We start from the raw sequence: 14,880 nt of genomic DNA, 5'->3' as shown, positions 1-14,880 counted from the left end.
GCTCACACCTCGAGCAGTTCAGCCTCTTTGCGCTTGAGCGCCTCGTCGATCTCCTCGACGTGGGAGCGCGTGATGGCGTCGAGCTCCTTCTCAGCGCGAGCCAGCTCGTCTTCGCCGACCTCGCTCTTGAGGGAGTCGAGCTCGTCCTTGGACTTGCGACGGATGCCGCGCAGGTGCACCTTGGCATCCTCACCCTTGGTGCGCACCAGCTTCACGTACTCCTTGCGACGCTCGGCCGTGAGCTCGGGCATCGTGACGCGCACGAGGTTGCCGTCGTTCGTCGGATTGACGCCGAGGTTGGGGACGTCGCGAATGGCCTGCTCGATCGCCTTGAGGGCGGACTTGTCGTAAGGGGTCACGACGAGCGTGCGCGCCTCGGGGGCATTCAGCGAGGCGAGCTGGGACAGCGGGGTGGGCGATCCGTAGTAGTCGACCATCACCTTCTGGAACAGCTGCGGGTTGGCACGGCCCGTGCGCACAGTAGCGAAGTCGTCCTTCGCGGCCTCGACGGCGCGATCCATGCGCCCGGTCGTGTCGGCCAGGATGTCGGCGATCACGGTCACTCCATTCGTTGTTGCGTCTTGACGATTCTAGTGCCGGGGTGCCGGTCAGGCCGTGACCAGCGTGCCGATGCGATCGCCCAGAAGCGCCCGGGTGACGTTGCCCGCGGGCTCCATGCCGAACACGCGCATGTCGATGCGGTTGTCCATGCAGAGGCTGAACGCGGTCGAGTCGACGACCTTCAGTCCGCGCTGCAGGGCGTCCTGATAGGTGATCGTGTCGATCTTGGTGGCGGAGGCATCCTTCTTCGGGTCGGCCGTGTACACGCCGTCGACGCCGTTCTTGGCGACGAGCACCTCGTCCGCACCGATCTCGAGCGCCCGCTGCGCGGCGACCGTGTCGGTCGAGAAGTACGGCAGCCCGGCGCCGGCGCCGAAGATGACGACGCGCCCCTTCTCGAGGTGGCGCTCGGCACGACGCGGAATGTAGGGCTCGGCGACCTGGGTCATCGAGATCGCCGACTGCACACGGGTGGCGGCACCGGCCTGCTCGAGGAAGTCCTGCAGAGCGAGCGCGTTCATCACGGTGCCGAGCATGCCCATGTAGTCGGCGCGACCGCGGTCCATGCCGCGCTGGCTGAGTTCGGCTCCGCGGAAGAAGTTGCCGCCACCGACGACGATCGCGACCTCGACGCGGTCGACGGCCGCCGCGATCTCGCGAGCGATCTGGCTGACGATGTCGGGGTTGACGCCCAGCTGGCCTCCACCGAAGGCCTCGCCGGACAACTTCAGAAGGACGCGACGGCGTCCGGTGTTCTCATCGATCACAGGGGGATCCTCTCGTCACGTGCAGGGTATCGCAGCACCCGCCCTCGAGGCGGGCACCAAAAAGGGGGTCCGCATCCCGGTGATGCGAACCCCCTTCAGTGACTTACGCGCCGACCTTGAAGCGGGCGAAGTCGGTGATCGTGATGCCGGCGTCGCCGGCGACCTTGGCGACGGACAGCTTGTTGTCCTTCGCGTAGTCCTGATCGAGCAGGGCGACCTGCTTGAAGAACGCGTTGACGCGGCCCTCGACGATCTTCGGCAGGGCGGCCTCGGGCTTGCCCTCGTTGCGGGAGATCTCGGTGACGATCTCGCGCTCCTTCTCGACCTCGGCCGTGGGAACGTCCTCACGGGTGAGGTAGGAGGGGTTGGCGAACGAGATGTGCTGCGCGATCGAGCGCGCCGTCTCGGCGTCGTCGCCCGTGTAGGCGAGGACCACGCCGACCTGCGGGGGGAGGTCCTTACTCGTCTTGTGCAGGTAGATCTCGAACTTGTCGCCCGAGAGCGTGCGCACGCGACGCAGCTCGACCTTCTCGCCGATGATCGCGGCCTCGTCGGAGATCAGCTCGGCGACCGTCTGCGCGCCGGCCGGAGCAGCCAGGGCGGCCTCGACGGAGTCGGCGTCGACCGCCGCGGCGGCCTCGAGGACCTTGTCGGCGAGGGCGATGAAGCGCTCGTTCTTCGCAACGAAGTCCGTCTCGGTGTTCAGCTCGAGGATCGTCACCTTGTCGCCGTGGGCGACCGCGGTCACGAGGCCCTCGCTGGTGGAGCGGTCAGCGCGCTTGGCGTTGCCCTTCGCGCCCTTCAGGCGCAGGATCTCGACGGCCTTCTCGAGGTCGCCGTCGGCCTCCTCGAGCGCCTTCTTGGTGTCGACCATGCCCGTGCCCAGCTGCTCGCGCAGGGTCTTGATGTCGGCGATGGTGAAGTTTGCCATGGGTGGTGGCTCCTTGGTTCGGTGAGTGGATACCGGTGCGGGACCGGCGCGATTCGCGACGATCCCGCACCCAGGATGGTGTGTGAGCCTTACTCGGCGGCGACAGCCGCGGCGTCGCCTTCGGCCTTGGCCTCGGCTCCCGCCTCGTCGGCGGCCGACTCGGTCGCGATGGTCTCGACCTCGGCGACGTCGGTCACGACGGCGGTCTCCGCGGAGCCGCCCTGCTCGAGCAGCTCGCGCTCCCAGTCCGCGAGAGGCTCGGCGTCGGCCGACTCGTCGGTGGGCTGGTGGCGCTGGATCAGGCCCTCGGCGGCGGCGTCGGCGATGATGCGGGTGAGCAGGCCCACCGAGCGGATCGCGTCGTCGTTGCCCGGGATCGGGAACTGGAACTCGTCGGGGTCGGCGTTCGTGTCGAGGATGCCGATCACGGGGATGCCGAGCTTCTTGGCCTCGTCGATGGCGAGGTGCTCGCGCTTGGCGTCGACGACCCACATGGCCGACGGCGTCTTCGTGAGGTTGCGGATGCCGCCGAGCGACTTGTGCAGCTTGTCGAGCTCGCGCTTCTTGAGCAGGAGCTCCTTCTTGGTGAAGCCCGAGTCGGCCGGGTTGTCGAAGTCGAGCTGCTCGAGCTCCTTCATGCGGGCGAGGCGCTTGCTCACGGTCGAGAAGTTCGTGAGCAGGCCACCGAGCCAGCGCTGGTTGACGTAGGGCTGGCCCACGCGCGTCGCCTGCTCGGCGATGACTTCCTGCGCCTGCTTCTTGGTGCCGACGAAGAGGATCGTGCCGCCGTGGGCGACCGTCTCGCGCACGTACTCGTACGCCTTGTCGATGTACCCGAGCGACTGCTGCAGGTCGATGATGTGGATGCCGGAGCGCTCCGTCAGGATGAAGCGCTTGACCTTCGGGTTCCACCGGCGGGTCTGGTGTCCGAAGTGGACGCCGCTGTCGAGCAGCTGGCGAATGGTGACGACGGCCATGGCCGTTCTCCTTTTTTCTGGGTTGTGCGCTCGGCCGGACGGCCGATGCTTCCTGGCGCCCGGCGCACACCCGCGTCCCGCAGCTGCGGGACGACCTCTGGGTGTGGATGCCACGCCCGCGGATCCGAGGAACCATGTGGGCGATCTGGGCACGCGTAGTCACCCCGACATGCGAGGTGCATCAATCAGTGTATCAGCCGACCCGGTCCGTGCCCGCGCACGGCCGCTGCCGCACGAGAGTCGGAAAGCGCCCTCCCCAGCAGCCGAGTGAGGCGATCGATCCACGGATCCCGCCCGGGCAGGGGCCGCGCGGGCAGGTGCGCGAGACAGTGGGACGATGATCCGCTCCCACCGCCGATCCGGCGCATCGCCGTGGCACACCGCGCTCGTGCTGGCGGTCCTGGCATCCACGCTCTGGGTGCCGAGCGCCGCCTCCGCCGCGGACCGGAACGGGCCCACTGCGGCCGCGACCTCCCCCGGCGATGCCCTGGCGAGATGGCGGTGGCCGGTTCTTCCCGCTCGGATCGTCGCGCCGTTCGTCGCCCCCGCGCACGCCTATGGTCCCGGTCATCGGGGAATCGATCTCGCCGCTTCTCCGGGCGACGTCGTGGCGGCGCCCGCATCGGGGCTCATCGCCTTCGCCGGGTCGGTGGCGGGTCGAGGAGTGGTGACCATCGACCACGGCGACGGTCTCGTGACGACGCTCGAGCCCGTCGTTGCAGGTGTGCCGGTAGGGGCGCCCGTACACGCCGGCGACCAGGTCGGCACAGTGGATGCCGGGGGGCATGCGTCCGTGGGTACCGTGCACTTCGGGGTGCGCCGCGACGGCGTCTACATCAACCCGATGCTGCTGCTGGGCGGCATCCCCCGCGCGATCCTGCTGCCGTGCTGTTGAGCACGCTCACCGCCCGGGGACCGTGTTGCGGTCGCCACTGACATCGATCGATCCGACACCCGTCGCCGTGACGGTGTTGTCGTTCCCGGCGACGACGAGCGAGCCGACCCGATCGGAGGCATCCACGGTGTTCCCGTCACCGCGCACGGCGGCGCTGACCACCTCGCCCGCCGCGGCCACGCGGTTCGTCCGGCCCTCCACGACGAGGGAGCCCACCCGCTGAGTCTCGACCTGGTTCCTCTCACCCCGCACGGTCAGCGCGTCGGCGTCTCCGCCGAGCCGAACGGTCACACCCGCGCCGTACACCTCGACGCGCGGACAGCCCGCAGCGACCGTGAAGGAACTTGCTCCCCCACTGATCGTCGCCACGCCGCCGACGCACGGCGCCTCACCGGTCGGCGATGCACCGCTCGACGCCGGCGGAGACGGCGGCGGAGACAGCGGGGTGGACGGCGACACCACAGGACTCGTCGGCGACGGACTGATCGACGACGAGGCCATCGGCGTGCCGAGCGCGTCGTCGGGGAGCACCGTGCGGCGGGGCCCGGCACCCGCAGCACAGCCCGACAGCAACAGCGCGGCGACCAGTATCAGAACGGCCGCCGACGGTCCCCTGCGCAGCGGAGTCGGCATTCCCTCAGGGTAACCGGTGCGAGGGATGGGCAGGGCAGGGGCATCCCGCCGACCTGCTCACGCGCGCGGGTGCGCAAGACGGTAGGCGGCCGCCAGTCGCTCCGCCGAGACGTGGGTGTAGATCTGAGTCGTCCCGAGACTCGCGTGCCCGAGCAACTCCTGGACCGTGCGGAGGTCCGCTCCCCCGTCGAGCAGGTGAGTCGCGGCCGAGTGCCGCAGCGCATGCGGTCCGACGTGCTCCGCCCCCATCGCAGGGGCCACGGTGAGCGAGACGATGTCGTACGCCGCCCGCGTGCCCAGCCGCCCGCCGCGGGCGCCGAGGAAGAGCGCCGGCGAGCCGACGCCGCGCGCCACGAGCGGGGGGCGACCTCGGGCCAGATACGCGTCGAGGGCGCGGGCCGCCGGATCACCGTAGGGCACGACGCGCTCCTTCGATCCCTTGCCGACGACGCGCACGGCGCGCCGCTCGCGGTCGAGGTCGTCGAGGTCGATCGCGCACAGCTCGGCGACACGCAACGCCGCAGCGTAGAGCAGTTCGAGCACCGCGGCGTCGCGCAGCGCGATCGGGTCGCCCGCCTCGGCGCGCTGACCTGCCGCGTTCAGGACGCCCTGCAGTGCCGGAGCCGTCGCGACCGTGGGCAGCGTGCGTCCGCGACGCGGTGCGACCAGGCGCACGCTCGGATCGACCGACACGTGGCCCTCGTCGAGCGCCCAGGAGAAGAAGCCGCGCACCGACGCGGTGCGCCTGGCGATGGTCGAGCGCGCGTCTCCGCGCTGCGTCGCACGCCAGAGCCAGTCGCGCAGGGCATCGATGTCGACGGATGCGAGGGCGACGTCACCGACGGCTTCGGCGAGATCGCGGAGGTCGCCCGCATACGCACGCACCGTCGCGGGTGACAGTCGCCGGACATCGGCGAGGTGCGCCGTGTATCGCCGCGCCGCCTCTTCGAGTCTCATTCCTCCAGCATGCCCGCCGGGACGCGGTGCGACCCGGCGATCGGTCGGGTGTCGGCGACCCGCGGCCGTCTCACCAGAGCATCGCCGGCCGCGCCATCCCTCCGACACCCACCCAGCCCCGCTCCCGACGCTCGGCGCGGCCCTCGAGCTCCAGTAGCCCGAGCAGCGCGGCGGCCTCGTCGAGCGAGAACCCGGCACGCTGAGCGATGTCCTCTGTCGAGCGCGGGCTGCGGAGACTGAGTGCATCGAGCACACGCGTGCGCTCGCCCGTATACGCGTCGGTCGCACCGGCATCCAGCGCCCCACCCACCGATGCTCCGACGAGATCGCGCATGTCGTCGATGCCGGTGATGCACACGGCATCGCCCTCACGCAGCAGACGGTGGCAGCCGCGGGACGAGGCGCTCGTGATCGGCCCCGGCACGACACCGACGGGACGGCCGATCGCCTGGGCGTGATGCGCGGTGTTCAATGATCCGCTGCGCCACCCCGCCTCGACGACGACGGTGCCGTCACTGAGCGCGGCGATGAGCCTGTTTCGCGCCAGAAAGCGATGCTTCGTCGGGGCGGTGCCGCAGGGGACCTCGGCCACGACCGCACCCGCCCGGGCGATCCGATCGATGAGGTCGCGGTTCCCGGAGGGGTACGCGCGTTCGACTCCGCCCGCCATGACCGCGATCGTCGGACCCACGGCCGACAGCGCGGCTCGATGCGCGGCCGCGTCGATCCCGTACGCGGCGCCCGAGTACACCGCGATTCCTGCCGCGCCGGCCTCGGCGGCGAGTTCCGCGGCGACGTGCTCGCCGTACCCCGACGCGGCGCGCGCGCCGACGATCGCGACGGCGGGTCGTGGCGCCGCGAGCAGACCGACCTCACCCCGCACCCACAGGCACAGCGGTGCGAACGGACCGAGGTCATCGACACGAGCAGGCCACTCGCGGTCTTCGGGGATCACCAGCCGAACCCCCGCGCGACGCGCGTTGGCGAGGGTCGATGCGACCGCACCCAGCCGCGGCTGCCAGCGCCGGCGCCCCGCGCCGATCTCGTCGGCAGTGAGACCGGCCTCGGAGACATGGCCTGGATCGCGCGAGTCGGTCAGGGCGACACGGAGCGCCGCGACCGGACCGAGCGCGCGCACGAGCTCGCCCGCGACGCGGTCGCCCGGCTCGACCAGCACGGCCCAGATGCTCCGTGCATACGCGGCGAGGGCGTGCGCGTCGTCACCGGGGGCGATGACTCCGGCCAGCTCGCGACGCGACGTGCCGGCATCGAGGACGAGCGCGCTCATGCCCGGGCTCCGCGCTTGAGGTACAGCGCCCGCCCGATGTCGACGACGTCGAGGCGGTCTCGACCGGCGAGGTCGGCGTGCGACCACGCGAGTCGGAGCACGCGGTCGTAGCCCCGAAGGGTCAGCGCGCCGCGATGCAGAGCGGTGTCGAGGGGGCGGCGGATATCGGCATCGGGTGCGAGCGGGCCGTCGCGCAGCCACGATCCGGCGACCTCGGCGTTCGTGCGCCACGGCGTCTGCGCGAGCCGGCGCGCCGAGCGAGCGCGCGCCTCGATGACCCGCCCGCGAGCCTCGGCGGTGGTCACACGCGAGTCGTCGCCGGGCTTCCGACGGGCCACCGCCACTCGTTGCAGTCCCAGCTCGATGTCGATCCGGTCGAGCAGCGGACCGGACAGTTTGCCGAGGTAGCGCCGGATGGCGAGCGAGGGGCACGCGCACTCCGCATTGGGCACCCCGTAGTTCCCGCACGGGCATGGATTGGTGGCGAGGACGAGCTGGAACCGCGCCGGGAAGACGGCGCGGAAGCCGGCGCGATGGATCTCGATCCGTCCCGACTCGAGGGGCTGGCGGAGGGCATCGAGGGCATGACCGCCGTACTCGCCGGCCTCGTCGAGAAAGAGCACTCCCCCGCTCGCGCGTGCGATCGCTCCCGGCCGCACCGTGCGGCTGCCGCCGCCGATGAGAGCCGCGACACTCGTACTGTGATGCGGTGCTTCGAAAGGAGGCGTACGGCACAGACTCGTCACCGGCAGACCCGCCAGAGAGCGCAGCGACGCCGCCTGTACGGCCGCGGTGTCGTCGAGGTCGGGCAGGATGCCCGGAAGCCGCCGCGCCAGCATGGTTTTGCCCGCCCCCGGCGGACCGCTCATGAGCAGATGATGGCCGCCTACGGCCGCGAGCACGAGCGCCTCGACCGCCTCGCGCTGACCGATGACGTCGGCGAGATCGGGCACGGCGTCGTCGTCAGGCTCCGCCGCGACCGGATGGGGCACCGGCACGGTGTCGACCTCGTCGACGTCCACACCGTGCCGGCGCACCACGTCACGCAGCGACGCGGCGGCGACCACCTCGATGTCCGCGACGAGCTCGGCCTCGGCCCGATGCGCGTGCGGCACGACCACGCACCGCATGCCGGCGCGCGCTGCGGCCGCGACGGCGGGCAGCACCCCCGGCACGGGCCGCAGGCGTCCGTCGAGCCCGAGTTCGCCGATGTGCACGGTGCGGGCGAGCGACGCGGCATCCATCGACGTCTCCGTCGCGAGAGCGGCGACCGCGATCGCGAGGTCGAGCCCGGAGCCGTGCTTCGGGAGGTTCGCCGGCGACAGGTTCACCGTGAGCTTGCGGCGCGGCAGCGGCAGGGCGCTGTTCGCGCAGGCGTTGTGCACGCGTTGATGCGCCTCACCGATCGCCTTGTCGGCCAGGCCGATGATGTCGAAGCCGGGCGTCTGGTTCGACAGGTCGGCCTCGACCTCGACGAGGTCTCCGTGCAGGCCGGTCAGCACGACGCCCCACGTGCGCCCGACGGTCATCGCAGGTCCTCGAGGTGCTCGATCGTCGCCGTCGCCGGGTCGTCCCCCGTGATGCCGACGACGTCGATGCGCAGCCGTCGGCGCCGCGCCGGATCAGGATGTTCCCGCGCCCATGCGCATCCGAGACGCCAGAGCCGGTCGCGCTTGCGCGCGTCGACGGCGTCGAACGGGTGCCCGAACCCCACGCTCCGACGCGTCTTGACCTCGACGACGACCAGGTCCTCGCCCTGCGTGGCGACGATGTCGATCTCTCCCGCCGCGCAGCGCCAGTTGCGCTCGAGCACCGCGTACCCCCGTTCACGGAGGTATGCCGTCGCCCGATCCTCACCCGCGCGCCCGCGCACATCCTTGTCTGCCATGCAGGCATCGTGGCCGCCCCGGGCGACACGGACGGGCCCGATCGTGAGGATCGGGGACAGATCGACGCAGCGGCGCGCTGGGGAGGAGAAGTGCTGCGGCCGTCAGGAGTCCAGCGAGAGCTCTTCCGGCAGCTCGAAATCGCGACGCTGAAGCTCTTCGACGTTGACGTCCTTGAACGTCAGCACGCGCACGCTCTTCACGAACCGATCGGCGCGGTAGATGTCCCACACCCAGACATCCGTCATCGAGATCTCGAAGTAGAAATCATGCTCGGTGTCGCGACGGACGACGTTCACGTCGTTGGCGAGATAGAAGCGGCGCTCGGTCTCGATCACGTACTGGAACTGCGACACGACATCGCGGTACTCCTTGTACAGGGCCAGTTCGAGCTCGCGATCGTAATCCTCGAAGACTTCGTCATCCATGGTGGATCCAGTCTAGGCGCGGCTCAGAACAGCGTCGGCGCATCGGCGATGGCCCATGAGGCCCGGTGATGCACGCTGAGGCCGTGCGAGCGGATCGCGCTGCGGTGCGCGGCGCTCGCGTAGCCCTTGTTGCGCGCCCACTCGTACACCGGCAGATCGTCGTGCAGGCGCACCATGAGATCGTCGCGTGCCACTTTGGCGAGCACCGACGCCGCCGACGCCGAGGCGCAGTCGCGGTCGGCCTTCACGATGGGGCGCACCCGCAGTCCGGCTCCGCCGGCGGGCGTGATGTAGTCGTGGTTGCCGTCGAGGATGACGATCGCCTCTTCGGGCACGATCCCCCTCTCCCGCAGCCCGGCGATCGCACGCAACGCCGCCAGGCCGAGCGCGCGGATGATCCCGACCTCGTCGATCTCCGCGGCGGACGACCATCCCACAGCGGATGCCGGAACCCACGCCGCCGCGCGGGCGGCCACCGCCGGGCGATGACGCTCGGCGACGAGTTTCGAATCCCGCAGCCCCTCGGGAACGCGCCGTCGTGCGCCGGCGAAATCCATTGCGACGGCGCCGACGGCGACGGGGCCTGCCAGCGCGCCGCGCCCGACCTCGTCGCACGCGATGACGAGTGCGTGCTCGCGCAGCAGACGACGCTCGACGGTCAGTCGGGGTGCGACGACCGTCATCCCCCGCCGCCGGCGGGCACGCCCTCGAAGACGCCGTGATGGGTGTCGAGCACGCCGAATCGCGGCAGAGGCCACGTGATGAGGAACGCACGTCCGACGACGTTGCCGATCGGCACGAAGCCCTTCGAGGGCTGATCGACGTTGTAACGCGAGTCCCGAGAATGGTCGCGATTGTCGCCGAGCACCCAGAGGGAGCCCTGGGGCACTGTCACGTCGTACGGCTTCGGGTTGGGTGCACTCTGCCCGGCGGCGAGATCGAGGTACGGGGTCTCGTCGATCGGTGTGCCGTTGACCGTCGTCTGGCCGAGCGCGTTGCAGCACACGACGTGGTCTCCGCCGACGCCGATGATCCGCTTGATGAGGTGCTCGTTGCTGTCGGACGCCGTGATTCCCACAAGTGAGAGCAACCAGTCGCCGGCTTGGACGAGAGGCGTCGCGGGCGGCGGCGTGGGAACTCCCTCGAGCCAGCCGCCGGGGTCGCGGAAGACGACGATGTCGCCCCTCTCGTAGCCGGTGAAGCGGGGCGTGAGCTCGTCGACCAGGATGCGGTCCTTGACCATGAGGGTCTGTTCCATCGACCCCGACGGGATGAAGAACGACCGGACGAGGAACGTCTTGATGAGAAACGACACGAGGATCGCGACGATGAGGATGACCAGGACATCGCGCAGGAAAGGCCAGATCCCGCGACGCCGCCGCGTACGCAGCCGACGTCCCACCGAGGTGTCGGGTTCGGGGGCCACCACGTTGTCGGAGGTCATTCGCGTCCTTCTCGCCCGCGTACCGCACCTCGGTCCGCGCATCCACAAGCGTCGCACATCGCACACCGTTCCCTGTACCGCGCCACGGTCCCCGGCGCGCCCTCGCGACGACAGAAGCCCCGGACTGCTCGAGGCGGTCCGGGGCTTCGGGAGCGGCGAGCGTGGCTCGCGGCGCGTCAGTTGTCGCGCTTCTCCTTGATCTTGGCCTTCTTGCCACGGAGGTTGCGCAGGTAGTAGAGCTTCGCGCGGCGCACGTCGCCACGCGTGACGACCTCGATGTGGTCGATCACGGGCGAGTGCACCGGGAAGGTGCGCTCGACGCCCACCTGGAAGCTGATCTTGCGGACCGTGAAGGTCTCGCGCACACCGTCGCCGGAGCGGCCGATGACGACGCCCTGGAACACCTGGACGCGCGAACGGCTTCCTTCGGTGATGTTCACGTGCACCTTGACGGTGTCACCGGGGCCGAAGGCGGGGATGTCGGAGCGGAGCGAAGCCGCGTCGACGGAGTCGAGGATCTGCATGATCGTCACTTCCTGCGACCGCCACAGGTCGATCGCGAGAGTTGAGGGAAAAAGTGGAGTGTGCCCGAGACGTCGGAGTGCGACGCCGTGCTCCCCTGAGGCAGAGCCTGGTCAGGGCACAAACATCCATTCTGCCATGGATGCCACCCTCATGCCAAAACCGCCCGCGCACGCCTCCGCAGGGCGGGACGAGCGGTGGGGCAGAGACCGGTCACGCCGCCGGCGGGGCACTCTTCTCGCGCACGACGATCACCTCGGCATCCGTCCGAGACGGCGTCTCGTCGGGTGCCGGCGCGGGGACGTAGCCCACGCCGCCGGGGGTCCGGAGGACCACGCCCATCGGCCGCGCCTCACGCCACAGCTGCGCGAGTACGCCCCAGAATGCCCCGACGCCGACCGCGACCGTGAGACCGAACAGCGGCCACCACCACGGGTTCGCGAAGAACCCGAGCGAGAACACGAGCACGTGCCATGCGCCGATGAGAGCGAGATCGGTCCACGACACGGCGCGCTCCGCACGTGCGGTGCCCCGCGCGCGGACGAGCAGGCTCAGCACGAGCTCGCCGATCAGCACGATCGGAGCCGAGATCAGCACCCAGAGCAGTGAGAGCGGGTTCGCGCCGAAGACGATCCAGCCGACGAACAGCCACAGCGGCAGGACGAACGCCGCCGGGAGCAGCCACCGATAGAACCCACTGCGCAGTGCCATGACACCGATGCTACGCCGACGCACCACAATGGAAGCTGACGAAAGGATCACGATGATCGAGCTGCGCACTCCGGCCGAGATCGAAGCGATGCGTCCCGCGGGGCGCTTCGTGGCGGAGGTTCTCGCGACGCTGCGGGAAGACACGAAGGTCGGCACGAACCTCCTGACGATCGATCGGCGCGCGCACGAGATGATCCGCACCGCCGGAGCGGAGTCGTGCTACATCGATTACCACCCCTCGTTCGGGGCGAGCCCGTTCGGCAAGGTGATCTGCACGTCGATCAACGACGCCGTTCTGCACGGGCTGCCGTACGACTACGCGCTGCGCGACGGCGACCTCGTGTCGCTCGATTTCGCGGTGTCCGTCGATGGATGGGTCGCCGATTCGGCGGTGTCCTTCGTCGTGGGCACGCCTCGCGACGAGGATCTCGCGCTCATCGACACGACCGAGCGCGCGCTGGATGCCGCGATCGCCGCGGCCGTGTCGGGCGGTCGGATCGGAGACATCTCCCACGCGATCGCCGAGGTCGCCCATGCCGACGGCTACTCGATCAACACCGATTTCGGCGGTCACGGCGTCGGGCGTGTGATGCACGGCGACCCGCACGTGCCCAACGACGGCAAGCCGAACCGCGGCTATCCGCTGCGCCCCGGCCTCGTCGTGGCCCTCGAGCCCTGGTTCCTGCAGACGACCGACGAACTCGTCACCGACCCCGATGGCTGGACGCTGCGCAGCGCCGACGGCTCGCGCGGCGCGCACGCGGAGCACACCGTCGCGATCACCGCCGACGGCCCGATCATCCTCACCGATCGCTCTTTCCTCGGCGTCCGCTGAGCCCAAGGCTCCGCGCCGGGGTTCGCTCCGCGGGCCGGGCATCGGCCGCCCGTCACCGGGAACAGGACATTCGGCCGGATCAGGACGATTCCCCCGCGCATCGTCCTGATCCTGCCGATCATCCTGTTACCGCGTGCGCGCAGGCATCCGTGCGCGCGGGTGTTCGGATGTCCGGGAGGCCTGGTCCGTATCGACGTCCCCGACGGGCGGAGGTCACCTACCGCGGGATACCAGATGGAGCCCTTGAGCGATCGCCATCGCCACGGTGGCGATGACCTCATCGGGCGAGAACAGCACCTGCACGAAATCGAACCGAAGAACGGTGTAGCCGCGCACGACGAGGCGGGCATCTGCGCGCAGATCACGACGGCGGTCGGCCGCCTGGTGATGCGCGAACCCGTCCACCTGGAGCACGAGCCGCTCTCCCACCAGGCCATCGACGCGATGTCCGTCGATGCGGACCTGCTGGCGCACCTGCACTCCGATCGACCGCAGCAGACCGACGAACCGCGTCTCGACTCCGGAGTCGGACAGGAGGGATGCGACGTTCGCATACCGCGCGGCGGCGGTGCTGCGCCAGAGGATGCGCCTCAGCTCGGCCGGATCCGCCCGGTGCGTCCGGATCGCCGATTCCCATATGGCGAGGGCATCGGGGGGATCGAGGCACTGCGCGACGTGGAACAGGATGTTCACCAGGTCGTCGACGACGGCATGCCGGTGCACCGGACGCGGCCCCGTGCCCCAGTGCAGCCGCAGGCCGTCGTCCGACAGACGCGAGGCCGTCCGCGGCACAGCCACGTGCACCGCAGCATCGCCGCCACGCGTCCACAATCCGCGCGCGGCAGCCGCCGTCACACAGGTCAGCCGTCCTCCGACAGCGACGGCGCGGCGGATGCCCGGATCGCACCCGTCGGCGATCAGCCAGGACCGGCGCAGCCGCTCCACGCGTCCCGCGGCGACCGCCCGACGCATCGTGTGCGGCGAGAACCCCGCCGTGCGCAGGTCTGCGCTGTGGGCAGCGCCGCCACGCGCGCGGATGGCGCTCTCCAGGCGTGCCGGCGCATCGCTCATCGTCATGCCCGCATCCTCCCGCGATGATGCAGCCCGCGATGTCCGAGCCTCGCCGCTTGTGGATGGATCCGGCTCGACGCTCGCTGGGGAGGGCGTAGCGGCATCCACTCAGAACAGGAGAATCCTCCGACGCAGGACGCGGCGGGTCGGAAACGTCCTGTTCCGGCCGGATCCCCTGTCGCGGAAGGAACCGACGGCCGCACCTCACCGAACCGGCGTCCGCACCTCACCGAACCGGCGTCCGCGGAACCCGCAGAACGAAGCGGATGCCCGGGCGCTCCGGATCAGTCCGTGATCAGGTCGGGGCGTCGCGCGCGCGTGCGCTCGACCTGCTGCTCGTGCCGCCAGGCGGCGACACGACCGTGGTGGCCGCTCAACAGCACATCCGGCACCTCGTAGCCCCGCCACGACGCCGGCTTCGTGTACGACGGGTACTCCAGCAGACCATCCTCGTGGGACTCTTCGACGAGGCTCTCGGGGTTGCCCACGACGCCGGGGACCAGGCGTCCGATCGCCTCGATCATCGCCATGGCGGCGACCTCGCCGCCGTTGAGCACGTAGTCGCCGAGGCTCACGAGCCGCACCCGACCGCGGGTCGCGGCATACGCGAACACGCGCTCATCGATGCCCTCATAGCGCCCGCACCCGAAGACCAGATGAGACTCGTCGGCGAGCGTGCGGGCGGTCGCCTGTGTGAACACCTCGCCCGCCGGCGAGGGGAAGACGAAGATCGGATCGGCATGCGAAGCATCCGCGATCTCGTCGATCACCTCGCCCCAGGGCCCGGGCTTCATGACCATCCCGGCGCCGCCGCCGTAGGGCGTGTCGTCGACCGTGCGATGGCGGTCGTGCGTCTTGTCGCGCAGGTCGTGCACCCGGACGTCCAGGATGCCCGCACCGCGCGCCTTGCCGAGCAGCGACACCTCCAGCACGTCGAAGAACGCCGGGAAGATGGTCACGACGTCGATGCGCAC

Annotated in this window: 18 protein-coding genes; 2 read left to right on the top strand and 16 right to left on the bottom strand. The window is 70.2% G+C overall.

Features of this window, described 5'->3' with window-relative positions; all coding sequences use genetic code 11:
• Nucleotides 1-2: 2 nt before the first annotated feature.
• The 4 genes from frr to rpsB form a co-directional block, all read right to left on the bottom strand.
• Nucleotides 3-557 carry a ribosome recycling factor gene (gene frr / locus JOE64_RS06305; RefSeq protein ID WP_204964989.1) on the bottom strand — a complete coding sequence of 185 codons (555 nt, stop codon included), beginning with the start codon at nucleotides 555-557 and terminating at the stop codon, nucleotides 3-5.
• Nucleotides 558-608: 51 nt separating this feature from the next.
• Nucleotides 609-1,328, bottom strand: a complete 720-nt coding sequence (gene pyrH / locus JOE64_RS06300) for a UMP kinase (RefSeq protein WP_204963467.1) — start codon at nucleotides 1,326-1,328, stop codon at nucleotides 609-611.
• Between the two features lie 103 nt (nucleotides 1,329-1,431).
• Nucleotides 1,432-2,259, bottom strand: a complete 828-nt coding sequence (gene tsf / locus JOE64_RS06295; RefSeq protein ID WP_204963466.1) for a translation elongation factor Ts — start codon at nucleotides 2,257-2,259, stop codon at nucleotides 1,432-1,434.
• A gap of 89 nt (nucleotides 2,260-2,348) precedes the next feature.
• Entirely contained in the window at nucleotides 2,349-3,236 is an 888-nt protein-coding gene (gene rpsB / locus JOE64_RS06290; protein WP_204963465.1) for a 30S ribosomal protein S2, read from the bottom strand.
• A gap of 337 nt (nucleotides 3,237-3,573) precedes the next feature.
• Between rpsB and JOE64_RS06285 the strand changes: the two genes are divergently transcribed.
• The gene (locus JOE64_RS06285) at nucleotides 3,574-4,131 is read left to right on the top strand and encodes a murein hydrolase activator EnvC family protein (RefSeq protein ID WP_204963464.1); all 558 of its coding nucleotides are present in this window, start codon (nucleotides 3,574-3,576) and stop codon (nucleotides 4,129-4,131) included.
• A 6-nt stretch (nucleotides 4,132-4,137) separates the two neighbouring features.
• On the opposite strand, the gene JOE64_RS06280 is transcribed toward JOE64_RS06285, so the two are convergent.
• The 10 genes from JOE64_RS06280 to JOE64_RS06235 all read right to left on the bottom strand — a co-directional run bounded on the left by JOE64_RS06280 (nucleotide 4,138) and on the right by JOE64_RS06235 (nucleotide 12,000).
• Nucleotides 4,138-4,764, bottom strand: coding sequence for a DUF3060 domain-containing protein (locus JOE64_RS06280; RefSeq protein ID WP_204963463.1), 627 nt, complete (start codon nucleotides 4,762-4,764; stop codon nucleotides 4,138-4,140).
• Nucleotides 4,765-4,821: 57 nt separating this feature from the next.
• Entirely contained in the window at nucleotides 4,822-5,721 is a 900-nt protein-coding gene (locus JOE64_RS06275; RefSeq protein WP_204963462.1) for a tyrosine recombinase XerC, read from the bottom strand.
• Between the two features lie 70 nt (nucleotides 5,722-5,791).
• On the bottom strand, nucleotides 5,792-7,009 hold the full coding sequence (dprA, locus tag JOE64_RS06270) for a DNA-processing protein DprA (protein WP_204963461.1): 1,218 nt from the start codon (nucleotides 7,007-7,009) through the stop codon (nucleotides 5,792-5,794).
• Nucleotides 7,006-8,538 carry a YifB family Mg chelatase-like AAA ATPase gene (locus tag JOE64_RS06265; RefSeq protein WP_204963460.1) on the bottom strand — a complete coding sequence of 511 codons (1,533 nt, stop codon included), beginning with the start codon at nucleotides 8,536-8,538 and terminating at the stop codon, nucleotides 7,006-7,008. The genes dprA and JOE64_RS06265 overlap by 4 nt, the downstream gene beginning before the upstream one ends.
• A complete protein-coding gene (locus tag JOE64_RS06260) occupies nucleotides 8,535-8,897 on the bottom strand; it encodes a YraN family protein (RefSeq protein ID WP_204963459.1) in 363 nt (120 codons plus the stop codon). The genes JOE64_RS06265 and JOE64_RS06260 overlap by 4 nt, the downstream gene beginning before the upstream one ends.
• Nucleotides 8,898-8,999: 102 nt before the next feature.
• Nucleotides 9,000-9,323: a DUF2469 family protein gene (locus tag JOE64_RS06255; protein ID WP_204963458.1), complete on the bottom strand. Its 324-nt coding sequence runs from the start codon at nucleotides 9,321-9,323 to the stop codon at nucleotides 9,000-9,002.
• Between the two features lie 23 nt (nucleotides 9,324-9,346).
• Nucleotides 9,347-10,006, bottom strand: coding sequence for a ribonuclease HII (gene rnhB, locus JOE64_RS06250; protein WP_204963457.1), 660 nt, complete (start codon nucleotides 10,004-10,006; stop codon nucleotides 9,347-9,349).
• Nucleotides 10,003-10,767 carry a signal peptidase I gene (gene lepB, locus JOE64_RS06245; protein ID WP_204963456.1) on the bottom strand — a complete coding sequence of 255 codons (765 nt, stop codon included), beginning with the start codon at nucleotides 10,765-10,767 and terminating at the stop codon, nucleotides 10,003-10,005. The genes rnhB and lepB overlap by 4 nt, the downstream gene beginning before the upstream one ends.
• Nucleotides 10,768-10,943: 176 nt before the next feature.
• Nucleotides 10,944-11,291 carry a 50S ribosomal protein L19 gene (rplS, locus tag JOE64_RS06240; protein WP_204963455.1) on the bottom strand — a complete coding sequence of 116 codons (348 nt, stop codon included), beginning with the start codon at nucleotides 11,289-11,291 and terminating at the stop codon, nucleotides 10,944-10,946.
• A 211-nt stretch (nucleotides 11,292-11,502) separates the two neighbouring features.
• Nucleotides 11,503-12,000, bottom strand: a complete 498-nt coding sequence (locus JOE64_RS06235) for an MFS transporter permease (protein ID WP_204963454.1) — start codon at nucleotides 11,998-12,000, stop codon at nucleotides 11,503-11,505.
• Nucleotides 12,001-12,052: 52 nt separating this feature from the next.
• Here JOE64_RS06235 and map point away from each other — a divergent pair, with 52 nt between their 5' ends.
• Nucleotides 12,053-12,835 carry a type I methionyl aminopeptidase gene (gene map / locus JOE64_RS06230; RefSeq protein WP_204963453.1) on the top strand — a complete coding sequence of 261 codons (783 nt, stop codon included), beginning with the start codon at nucleotides 12,053-12,055 and terminating at the stop codon, nucleotides 12,833-12,835.
• A gap of 213 nt (nucleotides 12,836-13,048) precedes the next feature.
• Here the strand turns inward: map and JOE64_RS06225 are convergent, their stop codons facing one another.
• Together JOE64_RS06225 and trmD are read right to left on the bottom strand one after the other, a co-directional pair.
• Nucleotides 13,049-13,912 (bottom strand): DUF559 domain-containing protein, encoded by an 864-nt coding sequence (locus JOE64_RS06225; RefSeq protein WP_239531722.1) that lies wholly within the window; start codon nucleotides 13,910-13,912, stop codon nucleotides 13,049-13,051.
• Between the two features lie 278 nt (nucleotides 13,913-14,190).
• Nucleotides 14,191-14,880 (bottom strand): tRNA (guanosine(37)-N1)-methyltransferase TrmD, encoded by a 690-nt coding sequence (gene trmD, locus JOE64_RS06220; protein WP_204963452.1) that lies wholly within the window; start codon nucleotides 14,878-14,880, stop codon nucleotides 14,191-14,193.

The organism is Microbacterium dextranolyticum (assembly GCF_016907295.1).
Classification (GTDB): Bacteria; Actinomycetota; Actinomycetes; order Actinomycetales; family Microbacteriaceae; genus Microbacterium; species Microbacterium dextranolyticum.
The sequence above is the reverse complement of the archived record's forward strand: the minus strand, read 5'-3'. Positions and strand labels throughout refer to the sequence as shown.

What these genes read in the sequence shown, in the direction of transcription:
- tsf (WP_204963466.1), bottom strand. Translation starts at nt 2,259, where the DNA reads ATGGCAAACTTCACCATCGCCGACATCAAGACCCTGCGCGAGCAGCTG.
- rpsB (WP_204963465.1), bottom strand. Translation starts at nt 3,236, where the DNA reads ATGGCCGTCGTCACCATTCGCCAGCTGCTCGACAGCGGCGTCCACTTC.
- JOE64_RS06285 (WP_204963464.1), top strand. Translation starts at nt 3,574, where the DNA reads ATGATCCGCTCCCACCGCCGATCCGGCGCATCGCCGTGGCACACCGCG.
- JOE64_RS06280 (WP_204963463.1), bottom strand. Translation starts at nt 4,764, where the DNA reads ATGCCGACTCCGCTGCGCAGGGGACCGTCGGCGGCCGTTCTGATACTG.
- JOE64_RS06275 (WP_204963462.1), bottom strand. Translation starts at nt 5,721, where the DNA reads ATGAGACTCGAAGAGGCGGCGCGGCGATACACGGCGCACCTCGCCGAT.
- dprA (WP_204963461.1), bottom strand. Translation starts at nt 7,009, where the DNA reads ATGAGCGCGCTCGTCCTCGATGCCGGCACGTCGCGTCGCGAGCTGGCC.
- JOE64_RS06265 (WP_204963460.1), bottom strand. Translation starts at nt 8,538, where the DNA reads ATGACCGTCGGGCGCACGTGGGGCGTCGTGCTGACCGGCCTGCACGGA.
- JOE64_RS06260 (WP_204963459.1), bottom strand. Translation starts at nt 8,897, where the DNA reads ATGGCAGACAAGGATGTGCGCGGGCGCGCGGGTGAGGATCGGGCGACG.
- JOE64_RS06255 (WP_204963458.1), bottom strand. Translation starts at nt 9,323, where the DNA reads ATGGATGACGAAGTCTTCGAGGATTACGATCGCGAGCTCGAACTGGCC.
- rnhB (WP_204963457.1), bottom strand. Translation starts at nt 10,006, where the DNA reads ATGACGGTCGTCGCACCCCGACTGACCGTCGAGCGTCGTCTGCTGCGC.
- lepB (WP_204963456.1), bottom strand. Translation starts at nt 10,767, where the DNA reads ATGACCTCCGACAACGTGGTGGCCCCCGAACCCGACACCTCGGTGGGA.
- rplS (WP_204963455.1), bottom strand. Translation starts at nt 11,291, where the DNA reads ATGCAGATCCTCGACTCCGTCGACGCGGCTTCGCTCCGCTCCGACATC.
- JOE64_RS06235 (WP_204963454.1), bottom strand. Translation starts at nt 12,000, where the DNA reads ATGGCACTGCGCAGTGGGTTCTATCGGTGGCTGCTCCCGGCGGCGTTC.
- map (WP_204963453.1), top strand. Translation starts at nt 12,053, where the DNA reads ATGATCGAGCTGCGCACTCCGGCCGAGATCGAAGCGATGCGTCCCGCG.
- JOE64_RS06225 (WP_239531722.1), bottom strand. Translation starts at nt 13,912, where the DNA reads ATGACGATGAGCGATGCGCCGGCACGCCTGGAGAGCGCCATCCGCGCG.